Here is a 19,688-nt window from a genome sequence, read left to right on the forward strand (position 1 = left end):
GCTGCCCGTCAGGGAATGGGCACCGCGGTGAGGCTTGTTGAGCTGCCGGCGTCCCGGCGTCGCAGCTCGGCCATGGAGCCGGCGAGGAGGGCGTTCAAGGAGCGCAAATCGTCCCGCAATCGAGAAGCGAGCTGGTCCATGGCCCGCTGCTGCGCCACCGTGGGGGGCGTGCTGGACGCCTGGAGTGAGCCGTCCAGGTCCAGGTAGCCGAACTTGGACCCACCGAACCCGGCACCGAAACGACGAGCCAGTGAATCCAGCTGGGTTCCTGTCTCACGGAGCAACGTGGCGAGGGAATCGCGGCGCGGCGTTCCCGCCGCGGCATCCTCGATGCGCTTTCGCTCGGCGACCAGTGCCTTGTGCAGCTGCACGCCGCGGTCGAATGCGGCGAGGAGTTCAGCGAGGCGTCGCGAAGCGGCGTGGCGCGCCGTGACGGCGCCTTCCGCCACGGCGAGGCGGTTGTCGGCGAGGACCTCCACGACCTGCGAGACCTGGGTTCCCCTCGCGGCGAGTGTCACGGTGTAGCGTCCGGGGAGGGCCCAGCTCCCTGCCGGCGCGCCGAACCAGCCCTCGTCCGCGGCGGTCACTCCGGGGGCGCGCTCGTGATGCAGGTCCCAGTTGGTGCGGTGCAGTCCGGCGGTGGCCGGAACCGACAGCGTTCGGACCACGGCGCCGGAGGCGTCGGCCACGGTCAGTCGGGCCACGGTGTCCGCGCGACTCATGGGTGTGCCTAACGCGAATGTGATCAGCACCCCCTCGGCCGGGTTGGGTGCCTGAAAGTTGCGGGCGCCGGGTGTGGGCAACACGCGGGTGATGAATCGCTGCCGCGCGGGCAACATGGGATACAGTGTGGCCCGTTCGGCCACCGGAGCGCCCGCCGCGAGCATGCCGATGTCATCCAGCACGATGATGCTGCGGCCATGCGTGCCAAGCAGCAGGTCTCCCCGCGTGGGGTGGATGGCGATGTCGTCGACGCGGACCCGTGGCACCCCGCCGGAGGTTGCGTGCCATTTGGTACCGCCGTCCCAGGTGACAAACAACCCGAACTCCGTCCCGGCGAACAACACGTTGCGGTTCCGGGGGTGTTCATCGACGACCTTGATGGAGTGGCCGGCGGGGAGGTCGCCCATGCTCGGGCGCCAGGTGCTGCCGCCGTCCGTGGTGCGGAAGAGCCAGGGGCTCTGGTCGTCGTCGTGGTGGCCGTCAAAGGCGACGTACGCGGTGCGAGCGTCGTGGGCCGACCACAGCACCCGGCTCACCCATCGCGCCCCGGGCAGGGTGAAGCGACTGGTGATGTCAGACCAGGTGCGACCTCCGTCGGTGGTAAGCTGCACGTTTCCGTCGTCGGTGCCGACCAGGAGTGTGCCGGCGGCTTTCGGTGACTCGCTGATCGTGGTGATGGTGCCGTAGTCGCTGACGCCGTCGTCGCGCGACAAGGTCGTGGAGTCGCGCACGATCCCCATGATCGGGAGCTTTTTCCAGTCGAGTTTGCGGGTGAGGTCCGGCGAGACCTCATCCCAACTCTGTCCCCCATCACGCGTTCGGAACAGCTTGTTGCCACCGTAGTAGATGGTCTTCGCGTCATGCGGTGATCGGAGCATCGGCGAGCTCCAGTTGAAGCGATACTCCTCCTTCGCGTCCGTGGGAACCGGGCGGATCCCGCGTTCTTCGCGGGTGCCGAGGTGGACGCGATAGGCGCGCCCGCCCTGCGAGTTGGCGTAGATGTATGCCGGGTCGGCGGGGTCGGTGACGGTGTAGAAGCCGTCGCCATACGCGATGTTGATGACGTCGCTGTTCATGATCCCGACGCCGTTGTACGTGCGCACCGGGACGCCCCAGGTGCCGTTGTCCTGCGTGCCGCCGTAGACGTAGTACGGATCGCGCCCGTCCACGTCGATGTCATAGAACTGACCGATCGGCAGGTTGTCGACAAAGTCCCAGTTGCGTGCGCCGTCGTAGGTGAAGTACAACCCGCCGTCGTTGCCGAGCATCATGTGTTGCCCGTCCGCGGGGTTGAGCCACAGGGCGTGATGGTCCACATGGATGCGGTCGCCGGTGTTCTCCGTCGTGAAGGTCTTGCCGCCGTCCACCGAGAGGTGCACGTTGGTGCCCAGCACCCAGACCTTATCCGGGTGTTGCGGATCGACGCGCACCTGCGAGTAGTACATCGGGCGCGGGTTGAGGCTGTTGACCTTGCGCCACGTGGCGCCGCGATCGTCCGAGCGAAAGACGCCACCCTGGCGGCTTTCCACGATGGCGTACACGGTCGACGGCTGGCTCGGCGCAATGGCCACGCCAATGCGACCGATGTCGCCCTTCGGGAGGCCATTCGAAACGCGCTCCCATGAATCTCCGCCGTCGAGAGAGCGATAGAGCCCGCTTCCCGGCCCCCCGCCGACAAAGCCATGTCCGCGGCGCATGCGTTGATACATGGCGACGTACAACGTGCGACCGTCGGGGTCGAGGGCGACGTCGACGGCTCCCGTGACGTCGTTCACGTTCAGGACCTTTTGCCAGCTTCGTCCCGCGTCGCGCGTGCGGTAGAGCCCGCGATCCGCGTTCGGGCCCCACAGGCGGCCGAGGGCGGCGACAAAGACGGTGGACGGATCACGCGGATGGACAACCACTCGGCCGATGTGTTGAGTGGCGGCGAGCCCCATGTGTGTCCAGGTCGTGCCCCCATCGAGCGACCGATAGACACCGTCGCCCCAGGTGGAACTCTGCCTGTTGTTTGGCTCACCGGTGCCGGCCCACACGATGTTCGGGTCGCTCGGCGCAATCGCAATATCGCCGATGGAAGTCGACCGACCGTCGCGATCGAAGACCGGAACCCAGGTCGTCCCGTTGTTGGTGGAACGGAAGATCCCGCCGCCCGCCGTGCCGACGAAGATGGTCGATGGGCGTGTGGCGACGGCTTCGATGTCGTCGATGCGACCGCCGAACGATGCCGGGCCGATGTGGCGCCAGGGGAGGGAGCCGAGGTCCTGGGCGGCGGCGAGGGACGCGCTGCAGGCGAGGAGGAGGAACGGGCGCATGGAGTGGGTCAGCTGGGGACGTGGCAAAGAGACGCCCGCGGGCCGGATTGGGGCAAGGGTGCTCGTCGCACCGCGTTTCGACCCGTATTCTTGGTTATATGGCCGATTCCCGTGACAGATTCCCCCTGGGGGCGCAGCTCACCCAGGCCGACCTCGAAGGCGATCCCTATCCGCACTTTCATCGGCTGCGCGCGTCTGAGCCGGTGACCTGGGTGCCTGCGATCGACCAGTGGCTCGTCACGAGTCGGGACCTGGTCATGGAGGTCCTCCGCGATCCCGAGCACTTTCGCACCGACGGCGAGCAATCGCCGATCCGGCGGACGTTTGGCGCGCAGATGCTGTCGACCGAGGGCGACCAACAGCGCCGGTACAAGTCGGCTTGTGCCCCGCCGTTCAATGCGCGCGCGGCAGAGGACGCGCGTCCACTGATCGAGCAGATCGTTGGTTCGAGGGTTGCTGCGCTTCGCATGAGCGCCACGGTCGAGGTGCGGCGGGAGTACGCCGCACCGATTGCCCTGGAGGTCGTGGCGCGCGTGATCGGGCTGGACCCCGCGCACGATGGCATGCTGCGGGAGTGGTATGACACCTTCGCGGACGCCCTGATGAACTACGCGGGCGCCCCCGCGACGCGAGCGCGCGCGCTGGGGGCCGTCCAGGCCTTCCGGGCGTCGATCACCCCCATACTCCGTGCCCCATCGCCGAACGAGCACTCGCTGCTCGTCCAGCTCGCGCGGGTGCACCCGCGCCTTCTCGATGACGAGGAGATCGGCTCCAATGCTCTGATCGTGCTCTTTGGCGGGATCGAGACGACCGAAGCGATGATTGCGAACGCGTTGTGGGCGATGCTGAGCCATCCGTCGACCCTCGCGCGCGCCCGCTCGTCCACGGCCGACCTGATGGCCTGCGTCGAGGAATCGCTGCGATGGGATGCGGCGGTGCAGACGGCCACGCGTTATGCGGCGGCCGGCGCGACGGTCAACGGCGTCGCGATCCCCGAGGGGGAGCTGGTGCAATGCATGCTTGGGGCGGCGAATCGCGACCCTGCGCACTATGTCGATCCCGATCGGTTTGACCCGTGGCGTCCCGCGACGGTGCCGCACCTGGCGTTTGCCTTCGGCAGGCATTTCTGCCTTGGGGCCGCGGTGGCCCGCGTCGAGGCAGAGGTGGCGCTGAGCCAACTCCTGGCGACATGGCCGGAGATGACGCGCGACGACACCCTATCCACGCCGCCGCGCGGCCATGAGTTCCGCAAGCCGCCGGCCCTCGTGATTCGCCGATCAGTGGCGTAGCACCCCCGCCGGGTGGATGCGCGAGGCGCGGCGCGCGGGGAGCCAACCTGCCAGCAGCGCCGTTCCCAACAGCACGACACCCATGACGACGAAGGTGAGCGGATCGTTCGTCGACACCTGGTACAACAGTGCGCCCAGGGTTCGGGTGAGAGCGAGTGCCCCGAGCGTCCCCACCGCGAGCCCGATGACGGCGAGGCGCGCGGATTCGAAGAGGACCAACTGCTGGACCTGGGAACGACCGGCGCCTAACGCCATCCGGATCCCCAGTTCGCGAGCGCGTTGCGTGACGGCAAACGAGGTCACGCCGTAGATGCCGATCACGGCCAGCACCAGCGCGGCCAGGGCGAAGGCACCGAGCAGGACGGCACTCATGCGCGTTTGCGCGCCTGCCCTCGACACCCGTTCCTCCAGCGTCCTGACGTCGTACACCGGCGCCATCGGGGCGACGCGGCGCAGCGCCTCGCGCACCGCGCCAATCACGGCGCGCGGATCGCCCACGGTGCGCGCAAAGACCATCATCCGCGGGATCCGCGCCTGGCCATAGGAGATGTAGGTATCCGGGCGGGCCGTGGAGTCGATCGTGCCGAATCGCACATCCCCCACGATGCCGATCACCTCCGCCCCCTCGTGGAACCCGCCCTGCCAGACCGCGACGCGACGTCCGATCGGATCCTCGCCGGCGAAGTACGTCCGGGCCGCCGATTCATTGATCACCACCACCTTCGGCCCCCCAAGACGATCAGCCTCCGTGAACCCGCGCCCGCGGATGAGCGGGACGCGCAGCGTGCGGTACCACTCCGGCGAGACCCAGTGCACCCCAACCATGGCATTGCCGGCTGCTTGCTGCGGGCGGTCAGGGAAGGTCATGACGGTGCCGTTACACCCGTTGTTCAACGGCGGGCAGTCGGCCAACGCCACCCGCTCGACGCCAGGGACTGCGGCAATCGCCTGCTGCACTTCGTCGTAGAAGCCAGGCATGGAGTCCGGCGCAAAGGTCCCTGGAGGCAAGGAGAGCCGCAGGGTGAGCACGTTCGCCGCGTCGAATCCGGGATCGACGGCCAGGAGCTTTCCCAGGCTCCGAATCATCAGGCCAGACCCCGCGAGGAGGATCACGGCCAACGCGACTTCGGTGATCACCAGCAACCGCCGACCGACGCCGGCGCGCCGACTGGCACCGCTCCCTGCGCCGCCATCCCGCAAGTCGCTCGTGAGGTTCGTCCGCGTGGCGCGCCACGCCGGTACCAGGCCGAAAAGCAGGGTGACCAGCAGCGTGATGGCCGCAGCGAAGACGAGGGCGCGCCCATCCAGCCGAACGCTCTCGAAGCCGATCGCGCCGATCCCACCCTGCAGCCCCTGCACGGCGAGCGTCTCCTGAGGGTTGGCCGCGGCGAGCGCGCGTGAACCGAGCCAGGCGAACCCCAACCCCACGGTCCCCCCGAGGATCGCAATCACGAGACTCTCCGCCATGAGGAGGCGGATGATCCGTCCGCGCCGGGCGCCGATCGCGAGGCGAACTGCCATCTCCTGCCGACGAGCCAGCGCGCGAGCCAACAGCAGGTTGGCGAGGTTCACGCACGCAATCAGCAGCACAAGGGCCACCGCCCCAAACAACACCAGCAGGGAACGCTGCAGCAACTCCGGCGCGCGGATCGCGTCGAGCGCGCGCGCCGTCGCTCCCCACTGCCGGGGGTTCGCACTGGTGCTCACCATCCCCTCCCGCATCGGATACGCCTCATAGATGCGCGGCCCCAGGCGCTCGGCTTCCGAGGTGCCGCCCGATGGTGGGACGCCATCCCGGAGCCGCCCGATCATCCCGAACTCCAGCGACCACTCCTGCTGCAGGTCATCCGCAGTACGCGCCGAGACGTTCAGGAGGACATCTGCCCGGCCAGACAAACCACGAAAACCAGCCGGAAGGACCCCGACCACCTCCCAGGGCGCATTGTCCAGGGTGACCGTGGAGCCGACGATGTTGGGATCCGCGTTGAAGCGTCGCTGCCACAGCGCCTCACTGAGCATCGCCAAGCGCGGCGCCCCCGGGGCGGCGTCGATCGTCGCGGGGAAGTCGCGACCCATGGCGACCGGGACGCGAAGGGTCGACAGGTAGGTGGCAGACACCTCTTCGATCTCGATGCGTTCCGGCTCGCCGCCCCCCAAAATGGCCGGTCCATTCGCATGCAGCGCGACCGAGGCAAAGGCCTGCTGGTTGTCGCGGAAGACCGTGAACTTGGGCCACGACCACTGGGACTGTCCGGCGTCCGGGGAAGTCTGGATGATGTCCATCAGGCGCCCGGGCTCCGGGAACGGCAGCGACCGCCAAAGGATGGCATCCACCGCGGTATAGATGGCGGTGTTGGCCCCGATGCCGATACCGATGGTCAGGATTGCGACGGCAGCAAAGAGCGGCTGCCGGACGAGCCCGCGCCAGGCGTACCGGGTATCGTCCACGAGGTCCGTCGCCCACTCGCGCCAGGCGAGCCGCCGCACCTTTTGCGCGGCAGACGCCTCCAGGTCGGCACGCGGTCCTCCGAGTCGGCGCAACGCCTCGGCGCGAGCCGCAGCTGGATCCCACCCCTGAGCGATGAGCCGCTCGGCCCTTGCGTCGACATGAAGGGCCAGCTCCTCGCGCATCTCCGCCGCCGCATCCGTGTGGCGCGGCCCGAGGTCGACGATCCGTGGACGCTGGGTCATGCGGACCTCGCGGTGAGGATCGCCGTGAGGGCGCGGGCATAACGCTCGAGGTTCGCCCCCTCGGTCTTGAGGTGTGCGCGCCCAGCCGGGAGGAGCTTGTAGTAGCGCGCGCGCCGGTTGTTCTGCGTCAGCCGCCACTCGGAGGCGATGAAGCCGCGCTCCTCCAGGCGGTGCAGCGCGTGGTAGAGGGCGCCCTCGTCTGCGGCGACGAGTCCGCTCGATCGTTCCTCGAGCCAGGTCGTGATCTCGAACCCGTGCATGGCGTCCCAGGCGAGGGCCTTGAGGACGAGCACGTCGAGGGTGCCCTTGAGGAGCGGTGGGGCGTCGGGCATGGTGACCTCCCAGAGTCTTTCCCTTAGACACTGGGGGAAGGGGGATGGTTGCTTTGGTTCAGAGAGTCAACGACATGACGGGCAGCACGGGCAGCACGGGCAGCACGAGGCGGTAGGGGTGGGCCCGACGCCTCCCGTGCCGGCCGGGCTGCTCGTGCCCCTCGTGCCCCCCGTGCTGCGCGGGCTGCTCGTGCCTCTCGTGCCGCGTCCGTGCCGTTCCGAGGCCATCCAGGCCGCCCCAGGATCAGAACCGCGAGGTACGTGCAGCACGAGTCCGGGCCAGCCCGTGCAGCACGGGCGGGTGTCGAATTCGCCCGCTCCCGTTCGACTACTTGCCGAACTCACTCACCGGAGCTTGACCCATGCGCTACGCCTGCCTGATCTACGACAACGAGACCGAGATGAACGCCGCCATGCAAAAGGAAGGCGACAAGATCATGGGCGAGTACTTCGCCTTCACCCAGGACGTCCAGAAGACCGGGCACTATCACGCGGGTGAGGCGCTGCAGCCCGTGGCCACGGCTACGACCCTGCGGATTCGCAACGGCAAGTTGCAGACGACCGATGGGCCGTTCGCCGAGACCAAGGAGCAGCTGGGCGGGCTGTACCTGATCGATGCCAAGGACCTGAACGAGGCCATCCAGATCGCGTCACGGATTCCCAGCTGCCGGTATGGCTCTGTGGAGGTCCGGCCGGTCATCGACTTCTCGCAGGGTGGCACCATGTGAGTCCCGGCGCGGGGTCCCGGCGTTCACCGGGATCCCGTGCGCCCTGTGGGCAATGTGGGATCGACGGGATATCCTCCAGCCGTGACAGAGATCGCTGCGGCACTTGACCGAGTCTATCGCGAGGATTCCCGACGCATCCTCGCGACGCTCATTCGGCTCCTCCGCGACTTCGACCTCGCGGAGGAGGCGCTGCACGACGCCTTTCTCGCGGCCGCCGAGCAGTGGCCGGCGGACGGTGCGCCCGGCAACCCGGTGGCGTGGCTGGTCTCAACCGGGCGGTTCCGCGCGCTGGACCGAGTGCGACGGCGCGCCGTGTATGACCAGAAGTTGGGGCTGCTCGCGGCGGAGCTGGAACGCGTCGCCGAGCCTGTGAGCGACAGCGATGGCACGTGGCCCGATGACCGGTTGCGATTGATCTTCACCTGCTGCCACCCCGCGCTGGCCCCAGAGGCGCGCGTGGCGCTGACGCTGCGGACGGTTTGTGGCCTGAATACCGAGGAAATCGCGCGGGCCTTCCTCGTGCCGGCCCCAACCCTCGCCCAGCGGATCGTTCGCGCCAAGGCCAAGATCCGGGACGCGGGAATCCCCTATGTCGTACCCGAGCCGCATGAAATCCACGACCGGCTGGAGGGCGTGCTCCAGGTCGTGTACCTCGTCTTCAATGAAGGGTATTCGCCGGCCGCCGGCGCCTCGGTCACCCGCGCGGACCTTGCGCGCGAGGCCATCCGTCTGGGGCGCCTGCTGGTCGAGCTTACCGGCGACATCGAGGCGCGTGGATTGCTGGCCCTGATGTTGTTGCAGGACGCACGGCGTGCTGCACGCGCGGATTCCGCCGGGGCGCTGGTCTTGCTGGAGGACCAGGATCGAACTCGGTGGGGCCAGGATCAGCTGGCCGAGGGCCTGGGGCTGGTGAGCCGCTTGTTAGGCGAGGGCGAGGTAGGGCCGTATGGCATCCAGGCCGCGATTGCCGCGGTGCACGCCCGGGCGCGGCGCGTGAGCGACACGGACTGGCCCGAGGTCGTTCGGTGGTACGAACTGTTGATGACGTCATCGCCCACGCCGGTCGTGGCGCTGAACCATGCAGTGGCGGTGGCCATGGCGCGGGGGCCGGCGGAGGGTCTTCAGCTGGTCGAGGCGATCATCGCGCGCGGGGAGTTGCGTGGTTATGTGCACCTGCACTCGGCGCGCGCGGAACTGCTGCACCGTGTCGGGCGTGATGCGGACGCGTGGCTCGCGTTCCAGGAGGCGCACCGCCTCGCGACCAATGACGCCGAGCGCGCGCACCTCGGCCGCCGGATGGCCGTCCTGCGGCCGGGTTAGGCATGGTCCCACCCGCATGCGTTCCCGCATCGTGTGGGGAACAAAAAGAACGAGGGTAGAGAGGCCGAAGCCCTCTACCCTCGTCCCGTTGTGCGTACTGCGTTGTGGTGCGTCCTACGCGTTGCGGTTGGTGCAGCCCGCAGCGAGCTGGTTGTTCTGCTCGTCCACGGTGACCGGGAAGTTCACGTTGTTCCCGTAAGTGCCCGCCTTGAAGAACTGGCCGTTCGGGAAGACGCGGTCCTGCGTCCGAGTGTACTGACGAACCAGGCGGCGGAGGTCGCCCAACCGATACCCACGCGAGAACTGCCAGAACGCCTTCTCGCGGAAGAACAGGTCAATCGCCGCATCCCGCGTGGTGGGTGTGGCCAACGCCGCCATCGCGGGCGTCGTGATGGCACCCAGGCTCTGAGGTGCGGCACGCAAGGCGTTGAGGATCGTCATCATCCCCGCAAAGTCGTTGGCTTGCAGCCGGGCCTCGGCCTCAATCAAACGCGCATCGATGCCGGAAAGCACGGTGGCCGGCGTGCTGCGATCATACAGCCGCTGATACACGAAGTTTGTAGACCCGTCGAAGCTCTTCGCGGCAGTCGAATTGCTCGCGCCGGTGACCGGAATACGAGGATCGCCAGCCGACGCAAACGGTATGGCGTTCTGGATGATGCCGCCGACGTCGAAGGAGTCACCCACCACCCAACGCCGGGCGCTGAAGTTCAGCGACCAGATCTGGTTGTCGCCCGAGGTGAGGGCGAAGGTGTTGTTGTATCGATACGACGTGGGAACAGACGCCACCGCACTGGCCGCCGCGGCAAACTGGCCGAGGTGGACCTGCGTACGTGCGCGGGCGATGGTCGCGGCGTTACGCACAGCTACCGACGCGGCGTCCGAGCCGTTGGCTAGCGCGAGGGCCGTGTCGTAGTGCGCCAGGGCCATGGTGAACACTTCCTGGTTCGACTTGGGGCCACCGTAAACGATCTCTCCCGTCGATGCGTCGCTGATTGGCGTGCCATTGCAGAAGTTCTCGGCGAGCATCATTTCGGCCATCCCGATGACGAACCAGAGTTCGCCGCGGTCCGCCGCAGGGTTGGGCTTGAGCTTCTCCAGGAAGCCAATGGCCTCACGGGCGTTGTTGCGCGCACGGTAGATCTCGCGCAGCATGTTCTGGACGTTGCCGTTGTTCTCCTGCACGAGGCGCTGGTCGGTCTCGTTGCGCTGCAGGAAGGTGTCGCCGGACTTCCATTCGTCGGCCAGGAGGCCGCCGAGCATCCAGGCGCCCTCGCCGCCGGCGGTGATGTTGCGGAAACGCCCGAGGGCGCCAAGCCGGGTGGCATTGGCGGCCTCAGGGGTGCTGACCGTCGAAGGCTGGATGATATCCGGGTCCTCGGCCTCCAGGAGCGTGTCGGTCACGCTCGAGCAGGCGAGAAGGATCGCGGCGGCACCAGCGGCGAGCGGTCCGCGCAGGATCGGAGTATTCCGAAGCATGTGGGTTCTCACTGTTGGTGTTTAGTAACGGAGGTTGACACGGAACGTGACGTACTTCGGGGGGCCTGCGGTGAGCAGCGTGGCCTGCGTGTCACCCTGGCTGTAGTTCTGTTCCGGATCCACGCCCGTCCAATCGGTCCAGACGGCGAGGTTGCGGGCGGCGCCGACGATGGTGGCGCCCTTGGCGCGGGCAAAGGTGCGCGCCCAGCGATCGGGAAGGGTGAACGTCGCCGACAACTCGCGGAAACGGATGAAGGAGTTGTCTTCGATGTATCCGTCCAGCGTGGTCACCGGCGTCTTGAAGCGCTGCGCGACCGCACGGGCCTGGCGATAGAGCGGCGGGTTCAACGTCGACGTCTCGAGGCACGACACGGCCTGCTGGCAGAGGAACTGCTGCTCCGAGTTCAGGACCTTGAAGCCACTCTTGTGGTCGACGAGCCCCTGAATGCGGAGTCGGCGATTGAAGAGGTCGATCCCGTTGATGATCGACAGCTCGAGCCGGGGCTGCGAGTACCCGCGGAAGATGGCGCTATCCGCGACCGTGATTTCCGACGGGACGATGATGCCGTCATTGTTCGCATCCGCATACGTGTAGGGCCGCTGCCAGTAGCCGTTCAGCGGATAGCCCGGGCGTTGCTGGATCGTGGTGCCGATGATCGGCGGGATCGGCTTGCCCTGCGCGTCATTGCCAAGGGTCACCAGCTCATTGGAGTTGTGTGACCCGTTGAACGTGACGTCCCAGGAAATGTTGCGGAGGTTAAGGACCTGTGCCGTGATGAGCGCTTCGTAGCCCCAGTTGCGCACGGAGCCGAGGTTCCGCAGGACGGTCGCGGAGGACGATCCGGCCGACGGGGCGATGACCTGGTTGATCAGGGCGTCCTGGGAGGTCTTGCGATAGTACGTGAACTCGAAGTTCACGCGCTCGGAGAAGAGGCGCGAATCGAACCCGGCCTCGATTTCCTGCGACCGTTCCGGCTTGAGGTCGAAGTTGCCGAGGGCCGCCGAACGGAGGCCGGCGACTTCGGCCGACGCGACGTTGGTCGATACGACACCAAAGGTGCGCAGCGCGTCATTCGGGCCCGGCTGCACGCCCGACGAACCGACGGCGCCACGGACGCGGAACTGGTTGAGCCAGCTCATCTTCGGGAAGAAGCTCTCGTCCGACATCACCCAGGAGACCGCGCCCTTGGGGTAGAACACGCGCTGGAAGTTGGTGCCGAAAGCGGAGTTCTGGTCGGTGCGCACCGCCGCCGTAAGGAACAAGCGGTCGTTGATAGCGACCTGCTCTTCGACAAAGAGGCCGAGCGTCTTTTGGAGGGTTGTGCCCGACCCAACGCTCGGGATGGAGCCCGACGACGGGGTCTGCGCGCCAGGCGGCAACGTAGAGCCCTGCGCGGTAGACGTCTCGAACGAGAAGTAGACGTACTGTGCGCCCGCCGTGGTCTTGGCCCCGAGCCAAGGCTTCGGCTGCCAGGTCACGGTGGAGCCCAGGTTCGTGGTCACGTTGCGGATGTTGCCGCGGAGGTCAATGGCCCGGCCGAGGCGGTTCGTGCCGAAGTCCGCGCAGTTGGCGAACATGCACAGCTGGAACTCGGCGCGGTCCGAGAGGTCGATGCCGACGTCGGCCCGGTTCTGCATCCAGGTGAACGGACGCCAGTTCGCGGTGCCGGAGTTGATGAAGCGCTGCGTGTTCTGCGTCGTCTTGTGCTGGAAGATGTCGCCCGGGGTGAACTGGCGCCATCCGTACAGGTTCTGGCCTAACGAGCCAATCGGGTTGTAGCCCGGTCCGGCGCCGCGGAACCCGGGGCCGGTCGTTCCGTTGTACCAGAAGGAGTTGACGTTGTTGTCGACCTGCGGAATCCGCTGGTCCAGCTTGATGAAGTTGGACGTGATGCCGATGTCCAGCGTGGGGGAGATCGCGCTGTTCAGGTTGGTGCGGAACGACGACTTGCGCAGCGTGTTCGGGCGCTCCATCGCGTCGGTGATCGGGACGTTGAGCGAGTCAAAGCGGCGCCGCTCGAAGTCCGGCAGGCCGAAGGTGCCGACCTCGTTCTCGTATTCGCCGGCGACGAAGTACCGCACCGCCTCCGTTCCGCCCTGGATCTGCAGGCCACCCTGGCCGCGGAAGCCATCCTTGATCGGTGTCAGGTCGGGGTCCGAGAAGACGTTGACCGACGTCGTGCTGTCCTTGATGCAGGTGCCCAGGCCGACTTCATGCAGGTAGCAGCGACGCACGGTCGAGGAGTTCGGTGCCTTCCCGAGGATCGCGTGCATCGTCGGGTAGGTGTTGTCGTCCCGGATCAGCCCGGTCTCACCGTAGGCGCTCCATTGCGCGCTCCCGGCGCGGCCCTTCTTGGTCGTGATCACGATGACGCCGTTCGCGGCGTCCGTGCCGTAGAGCGTCGCTGCCGAGGGACCCTTCACGACCTCGATGTTCTCGATTTCCTCGGGGTTCAGGTCGTTCACGCGGCTCGCGCTCGTGCCGCCGACGCCGATCCCCTGGCCACCCGTCGACGTCATGCGAATGCCGTCGATGATGTAGATGGGGTCGTTGGTCAGCGACAGTGACGCCGTGCCGCGAATGCGGACGCGGCTACCACCACCGGTCATGTTCGCCGGCAGCACTTGGACGCCCGGCGCCGTCGTGGTCAGAAGATCGCCCATGTTCTTGATGGGCGAGGCTTCCACGCGCTTCACCGCGTCGATGGCTGACACCGAGTTGCCGATCTCTACCCGGCGCTGGTCGCCGGTCGCGGTCGTGACAACTTCCTGCAGCTGAATGACGGCGCGCGTTAGGGAGAAGTCCAACGTCGCGGCCTGACCGGCGGCGACCGACACTGCCTTCTTTTGCTCCGTGTAGCCGACGCGCAGCACACGGACTTCCTGGTTGCCGGCCGGCACGTTGCGTAGCGTGTACCGACCTTCCTGGTTGGTGATCGCGAACACCGTCGTGCCGACCACTAGCACGCGAACGTCGCTCAATGGCTCGTTCGATTCCTGTGCGGTGACGCGGCCCGTGACGGTCGTCGCGGTTTGGGCGGGCAACACAGCGGCACTTGCAAACAACGCGAGCGCGGCGAGTGATGCTCTGGCGCCCTGCCTCATGCTGACGGCGAAGGACATGGTGAGCCTCCTCATGCGGGGAACGGGGAAAGCGGCGCCCGGGGGGGCGTCGCCCAAAGGGATTCCGTAATCAAACGGTCACATCTATAACCGTCGCCGTCAAGGACTACGGCCGTGTTTCCCCGCACGATGATAGATTGGGCGTCCCTGATGCATGGTGGCCCGGAAGATCAGGCGCCACATTGCCTTGGCTCACTTCGTTACAGCCGCCGATATGCCGACTTCTGACGCTTCGTCCCTCATCTCCCGTCTGGATCTGGAGGCTGCGGCCGCACGATTGGCCGACGTGGCGATTCGCACCCCCCTTCTGCCGCTCGCCACCCCCGCGGGGGAGGTGATCCTGAAGCCGGAAATGCTGCAACGTGGTGGGGCCTTCAAGTTCCGCGGGGCATACAACTTCCTCTCCCGGCTCACCCCGGACGAACGGGGCCGGGGGGTTATCGCGCCGTCGTCGGGGAACCACGCGCAGGCGGTCGCCCTCGCAGCCCGGATGTTCGGGGTTCCGGCGACCGTCGTCATGCCCACGACGGTCACTGCGGCCAAGCGCGGCGGGGCCGAACGGCTCGGTGCCACCATCGAATTGGCCGGCACCACTACCCAGCACCGGATGGACCGTGCCGTGGAGCTGATGAACGCCCAAGGCCTCACCATGGTCCCCCCCTACGACCATCCCTGGATCATCGAGGGACAGGGGACGGTCGGCCTCGAGGTGGTGCAGGACATGCCGAACGTCAGGCAGGTGCTCGTCCCGGTCGGTGGCGGTGGGCTGTCGAGCGGGGTCGCGGCGGCCGTCAAACTGTTGAGCCCTTCCACACGAGTCGTCGGGGTTGAGCCCGGGGGCGCTCCCAAGCTGACCCGCGCGCGCGCCGCCGGTGAACCGGTCACGCTGGAGTCGACGCACAGCATCGCGGACGGGCTGATGGCCGTGCGGATCGGGACGCTGCCGTTTGCCCATCATCAGGCGTACCTCGACGAGGTCGTCACAGTAGACGAGAGCGCCATCGTGCGCGCGGTTCGCTACCTGCTCGACAGGGCCAAGCTGGTCGCCGAGCCTAGCGGCGCGATCACCCTCGCGGCCGTGCTCGATGGCCGCGTCACCGTGGAGCCCGGGACGGTCTGCATCCTCTCAGGGGGCAACATTGAATGGGAGGGGCTCTCGCAGCTCCTCGGCCATGCCTAACGCGCGCATCCTCGTCGCCGATGGCGATGGGGCCGTGCTGCAGACCATCACCTGGCTGCTGCGCGAGCACGGGTATGACGTCCGCACGGCGGCCTCGGGGGCCGATGTGCCCGCCGTGCTGCTCGAGTACACCCCGGACCTGGTGCTGCTGGATGTGACCCTGCCAGGGATCGACGGGTACCAGCTGCTAGAGCGCATCAAGTCCGATCCACGCTGGCGCGAACTCCCGGTGCTCATCATGTCCGGGTTGCCCCCTGAGGAGGCCGCCGTGCGGGCCCTCGGGCTCGGCGCTGCGGATTTCGTCAAGAAGCCGTTCCGGGTCAAGGAACTCCTCGCCCGCATCCAGGCGCAATTGCGCATGCGGACGATCCTGCGTTCGGCGTCGGAGGCGTTGTCGCAGGCCAATCGTGAGCTGGAACGCGTGCGTGGGGAGGCCGAGCATCGGCGCCAGCTGGTCGACATCCTGCATGAGGTCAGCGAGGATCTGTCGACCGGCGAGATCTATCACTTGTTGGCGCGGCGCGTCGCGCGCGCGCTGGAGCTGACCCATTGCTCCGTCATCCTGGCGAAGGCCGGCGAACGCCCGCGGGTGGTGGCGACGGCCTTCGAGCAGGGCAGCGAGACGATCCTCGAGCTCGAGCTGGAGCGATACCCGGAAATCCAGATCGCCCTGGAATCGGGGCGCGCGGTGCTCGTCGAGGACGTGGCGACGAGTCCCATCTACGAGGGCGCCCGGGCCCGATGGGCGGCCGCGGGGATGAAGGTCACCGTGCGATCCGTGATCGCCCTGCCGTTCGCCCTGCAGCCCAACCAGGCCGGCGTCTTCTTTCTCCGGCGGAGCGTCCACGAACCCCCACTCACCCGGGACGACCTCGAGTTCGCGGATACGGTGGTACGTGCGGCAGTCACGGCGATCCAGCGGGCCCAGGCACTGGAGAGCACCAAGGCGGACAACCGACGCCTCGAGCAGCTTGCCCGGACCGATCCGCTGACCCGCGTGTTGAACCGACGCGCGTTGACCGAGCGATTGGCGGCCGAAACCGAGCGCGTCAAGCGCTACGAATCGGAGGTGTCGTTGTTGCTGATCGACCTGGACCACTTCAAGAAGGTCAACGACAACTACGGGCACCTGGTGGGCGATGACGTGCTCGCCGAGATGGCGGCCTACCTGCAGGGGGCGGTGCGCGCGGTGGACGTGGTCGCGCGGTACGGGGGCGAGGAGTTTGTCGTTGTGCTGCCCGAGACGGGTTCGCAGGGGGCGCAGGCCTTCGCCGAGCGGTTGCGGGAGGGGGTGGAAGCACGCGCGTTCACGCGCGGAAGTGGTGGGACGTTGCAGCTCACGGCGAGTATCGGAGTCGCCACCTTTCCGTCGCCAGGGATTGACTCACCGGAAGACCTGCTCGCCGCGGCCGACCAGGCGTTGTATCGGGCGAAGGCGGAGGGGCGGAATCGGGTCCGGGGCTAGGCGGCAGACGGCAGACGGCAGACGGCAGACGGCAGACGGCAACGCCTGCACTGGAGACTTTGACCTGTGATGTCATTTCGAGTGATGGGGTACCTCGGCCTGGTGTGCCTGCCGGCGCTGGTGGTTGCACAGGCGCCGTCGCGCACGGGCTCGAGCCGCGCGGGGTTCGACGTGCTGCACTACGACTTTACGGTGGACTTCCGTCGGCCGGCGCGTCCTGACACGCTGGATATTGTTAGCGAGGTCACGGTGATGCGCACGGGCGCGGCCCGATCGATTGCGCTCGACCTCGTGCCCGCGTTCGCGGTGCGTGACGCGTCGGTGAATGGCGCGGCGGTGACTGCGACCCGCGAAGGCGACCAGGTCACCGTCCCGCTCCCCGCGGGACAGCGGGACACGTTGCGCCTCCGATTGCGCTACGCCGGTCGGCCCACGGACGGACTCATTCTCTCAGCCGACTCGTCCGGCGGCTGGACCGCCTTTGGCGACAACTTCCCGCACCGCGCCCGGCAGTGGCTTGCGACGGTCGACCACCCCAGTGACAAGGCGACTGTTGCATGGACGGTCCGGGCGCCGTCTACGCATCGCGTCATCGCCAATGGTGCGCTGCTCGAGGAAACCCCCGAACCCGGTCGCTCGGGGATGACCGTGACCCGATACGCCACCGCGCGGCCGCTCTACACGTCGGTCATGGTGATCGGCGTGGCGCCGTTTGCGGTGTACGAACTCGGCGACACCGCGTGCGGACTGGGTGAGCTGCCGGGATGCGTGCGCCAATCCGTCTGGATCACCCCCGACGTGCGCGACTACATGCCCGGACCGTTCCGCCTCGCGGGCGAGATGGTGGCGTGGATGTCGCGCGTGATCGGCCCGTTCCCATACGAGAAACTGGCGCACGTGCAGTCGACGACCCGCTACGGCGGCATGGAAAACGCCTCGGCCATCTTCTATGCCGACGCGATCTACAAGCGGCGCAGCATGGATGAGGGGCTCATCGCCCACGAGACCGCGCACCAGTGGTTTGGGGACGCGGTGACGACTCGTGAGTGGCCGCACGTCTGGTTGTCGGAGGGGTTCGCGACCTACTTCGCCGCGTTGTGGACCGAACATGCGCACGGCGACAGCACCTTCCGCGGCGACATGGAACGCATGCGTACCTCGGTCCTCGGGCTCACCATGGCTGCGACCACCCCGGTCGTGAACACACAACTCGCGAACGTGGCGAACGTGCTCAACGGGCTGGTCTACCAGAAGGCCGGGTTCGTACTCCACATGCTGCGACGCGAAGTTGGCGACAGTGCGTTCTTCCGCGGCATCCGCAGCTACTACCAGAAGTACCGCCACGGGAACGCCCTGACCGATGATTTCCGTCGTGAGGTCGAGTCGGCGGCCGGCCGTCCCCTCGACTGGTTCTTCGACCAATGGCTGCACCGCCCCGGCACGGCAGAGTTGGATGTCGCGTGGCAGTGGGATGCCTCGCGCCGAACCCTTGAGGTGACGGCGACCCAGGCCGGCACCGCGGCCCCGTACCGCCTCAACCTCGCCCTCGACGTGACCGATCCGACCGGCCGCACCGAGCGGGTCCGGGTGACCTTGCCGGCAACCCGCGTGGCGACCGTCCCGGTGGCGGTCAAGTTGACCGGGGCCCCGCGTTCCGTCGCGGTGGATCCTGATGTCACGATCCTTGGGCGTGTGACCGTGCGAAAGTAGGGGGAACGCCGACCCAGCCGCGGCGCGGCAGCGTTTCTCGGCTTGCAGCGCGCGTGAGTGATCTGCCGCGCCGACGTCCCGGGACATAACGGCCGGAGGTGAAGGGAGCCGCTTCCCGGCGCGGTTAGATTGCCGTTCCCTTATCACCACAGCCGTAGCACCAATGCGTATGCTCGTTTTGGGCGCGGGCCTTCAGGGCTCTGCCTGCGCCTTTGATCTGTTGCAAGACCCGGACGTGACCGAAGTCCGGATTGCCGACCTCCGGGTCGACTCCCTCCCCGCCTTCCTCGCGCCCTACGTCGGGTCGCGCCTGGTGCCGGTGCAGCTCGACGTTCGTGATCGCGCCGCTGTCGTCCCTCATATGGAAGCGTGCGACGCGGTGATGAGTGCCGCGCCCTACTATTTCAACCGCGATCTCGCGGAGTGGGCGATTGCATCGAAGGCCCACTTCTCCGACCTCGGTGGAAACACCGAGATCGTCGCCGAGCAGAAGAAGCTGCACGCGACGGCCCTGGCCGCCGGGCTCTCGGTCATCCCGGATTGTGGGGTCGCACCCGGGATGGTGAACATCCTCGCCCAGCACGGGATCGAGCAACTTGATGCGACGGACGCCGTCCGCATCTACGTCGGCGGACTGCCCCAGGCGCCGGAGCCGCCGCTCAACTACCAGATCGTCTATTCGCTGGAAGGGGTGCTCGACTACTACACCACCCTGTCCTGGATCATTCGCGACGGCAAGCGCCAGCAGGTGAAGGCGCTCAGTGAGATCGTCCCGGTGGAGTTTCCGTCGCCGTTAGGCACCCTGGAGGCGTTCCACACCGCTGGCGGGCTCTCCACCCTCGGCTTTCGCTACGAAGGGAAGATCCCGACGATGGAATACAAGACGCTGCGGTACCCCGGCCACGCGAAGCTCATGGAGGCCATTCGCGACCTCGGGCTGCTGGACCTGGAGCCCGTGGACGTGAAGGGCGTGCAGGTGCGCCCGCGCGACGTGGCCGTCGCCGTCATGAACCCGCGGCTGAACAAGCCGAAGGGGAAGGACCTCGTCGCGCTGCGCGTGACCGTCAGTGGCACCAAGGGCGGAGTGCCGCAGACGATCGAGTGGAACCTCGTGGATCGCTACGACGCGGCGCACGGCATCTCGGCCATGATGCGGTGCACCGGCTACTCACTGGCCATCACGGGCCTGATGCAGGTCCGCGGCCAGGTGACGCAGCGCGGGGTCTGCACCCCGGATGAAGCGATGCCGGGGGCCGCGTACATCGCAGCCCTGGCGGCTCGCGGCGTGCACCTGGAGGAGCGCCGCAGCTAGCGAGTCCATGGCTGCTGGGATGCG

General features: G+C 67.4%; 12 protein-coding genes. 7 read left to right on the plus strand and 5 right to left on the minus strand.

Features of this window, described 5'->3' with window-relative positions; translation table 11 throughout:
• Positions 1-8 precede the first annotated feature (8 nt).
• Positions 9-3,035 carry a hypothetical protein gene (locus tag IPK85_23945; protein ID MBK8250421.1) on the minus strand — a complete coding sequence of 1,009 codons (3,027 nt, stop codon included), beginning with the start codon at positions 3,033-3,035 and terminating at the stop codon, positions 9-11.
• Between the two features lie 98 nt (positions 3,036-3,133).
• On the opposite strand from IPK85_23945, the gene IPK85_23950 reads away from it, so the two are divergent.
• A complete protein-coding gene (locus IPK85_23950) occupies positions 3,134-4,324 on the plus strand; it encodes a cytochrome P450 (GenBank protein ID MBK8250422.1) in 1,191 nt (396 codons plus the stop codon).
• On the opposite strand, the gene IPK85_23955 is transcribed toward IPK85_23950, so the two are convergent.
• Both IPK85_23955 and IPK85_23960 read right to left on the minus strand, forming a co-directional pair.
• Entirely contained in the window at positions 4,313-7,015 is a 2,703-nt protein-coding gene (locus IPK85_23955) for an ABC transporter permease (protein ID MBK8250423.1), read from the minus strand. The two genes, IPK85_23950 and IPK85_23955, sit on opposite strands and share 12 nt — an antisense overlap.
• Positions 7,012-7,347 carry a PadR family transcriptional regulator gene (locus tag IPK85_23960; protein ID MBK8250424.1) on the minus strand — a complete coding sequence of 112 codons (336 nt, stop codon included), beginning with the start codon at positions 7,345-7,347 and terminating at the stop codon, positions 7,012-7,014. The genes IPK85_23955 and IPK85_23960 overlap by 4 nt, the downstream gene beginning before the upstream one ends.
• 362 nt (positions 7,348-7,709) lie before the next feature.
• Between IPK85_23960 and IPK85_23965 the strand changes: the two genes are divergently transcribed.
• Both IPK85_23965 and IPK85_23970 read left to right on the plus strand, forming a co-directional pair.
• Positions 7,710-8,075, plus strand: coding sequence for a YciI family protein (locus tag IPK85_23965; GenBank protein MBK8250425.1), 366 nt, complete (start codon positions 7,710-7,712; stop codon positions 8,073-8,075).
• Between the two features lie 90 nt (positions 8,076-8,165).
• A complete protein-coding gene (locus tag IPK85_23970) occupies positions 8,166-9,395 on the plus strand; it encodes an RNA polymerase sigma factor (GenBank protein MBK8250426.1) in 1,230 nt (409 codons plus the stop codon).
• Positions 9,396-9,509: 114 nt separating this feature from the next.
• Here the strand turns inward: IPK85_23970 and IPK85_23975 are convergent, their stop codons facing one another.
• Both IPK85_23975 and IPK85_23980 read right to left on the minus strand, forming a co-directional pair.
• Positions 9,510-10,874: a hypothetical protein gene (locus IPK85_23975; GenBank protein MBK8250427.1), complete on the minus strand. Its 1,365-nt coding sequence runs from the start codon at positions 10,872-10,874 to the stop codon at positions 9,510-9,512.
• 21 nt (positions 10,875-10,895) lie between these two features.
• Positions 10,896-14,012, minus strand: a complete 3,117-nt coding sequence (locus IPK85_23980) for a SusC/RagA family TonB-linked outer membrane protein (GenBank protein ID MBK8250428.1) — start codon at positions 14,010-14,012, stop codon at positions 10,896-10,898.
• A gap of 199 nt (positions 14,013-14,211) precedes the next feature.
• On the opposite strand from IPK85_23980, the gene IPK85_23985 reads away from it, so the two are divergent.
• From IPK85_23985 to IPK85_24000, 4 genes are all read left to right on the plus strand, one after another.
• A complete protein-coding gene (locus tag IPK85_23985; GenBank protein MBK8250429.1) occupies positions 14,212-15,177 on the plus strand; it encodes a pyridoxal-phosphate dependent enzyme in 966 nt (321 codons plus the stop codon).
• Positions 15,170-16,642: a diguanylate cyclase gene (locus tag IPK85_23990; GenBank protein MBK8250430.1), complete on the plus strand. Its 1,473-nt coding sequence runs from the start codon at positions 15,170-15,172 to the stop codon at positions 16,640-16,642. The genes IPK85_23985 and IPK85_23990 overlap by 8 nt, the downstream gene beginning before the upstream one ends.
• Before the next feature lie 66 nt (positions 16,643-16,708).
• Positions 16,709-18,352 (plus strand): M1 family metallopeptidase, encoded by a 1,644-nt coding sequence (locus IPK85_23995; GenBank protein ID MBK8250431.1) that lies wholly within the window; start codon positions 16,709-16,711, stop codon positions 18,350-18,352.
• A 163-nt stretch (positions 18,353-18,515) separates the two neighbouring features.
• Entirely contained in the window at positions 18,516-19,664 is a 1,149-nt protein-coding gene (locus tag IPK85_24000; protein MBK8250432.1) for a saccharopine dehydrogenase NADP-binding domain-containing protein, read from the plus strand.
• The last annotated feature ends 24 nt before the right edge of the window (positions 19,665-19,688 follow it).

This window comes from Gemmatimonadota bacterium (assembly GCA_016712265.1).
Classification (GTDB): Bacteria; Gemmatimonadota; Gemmatimonadetes; order Gemmatimonadales; family Gemmatimonadaceae; genus RBC101.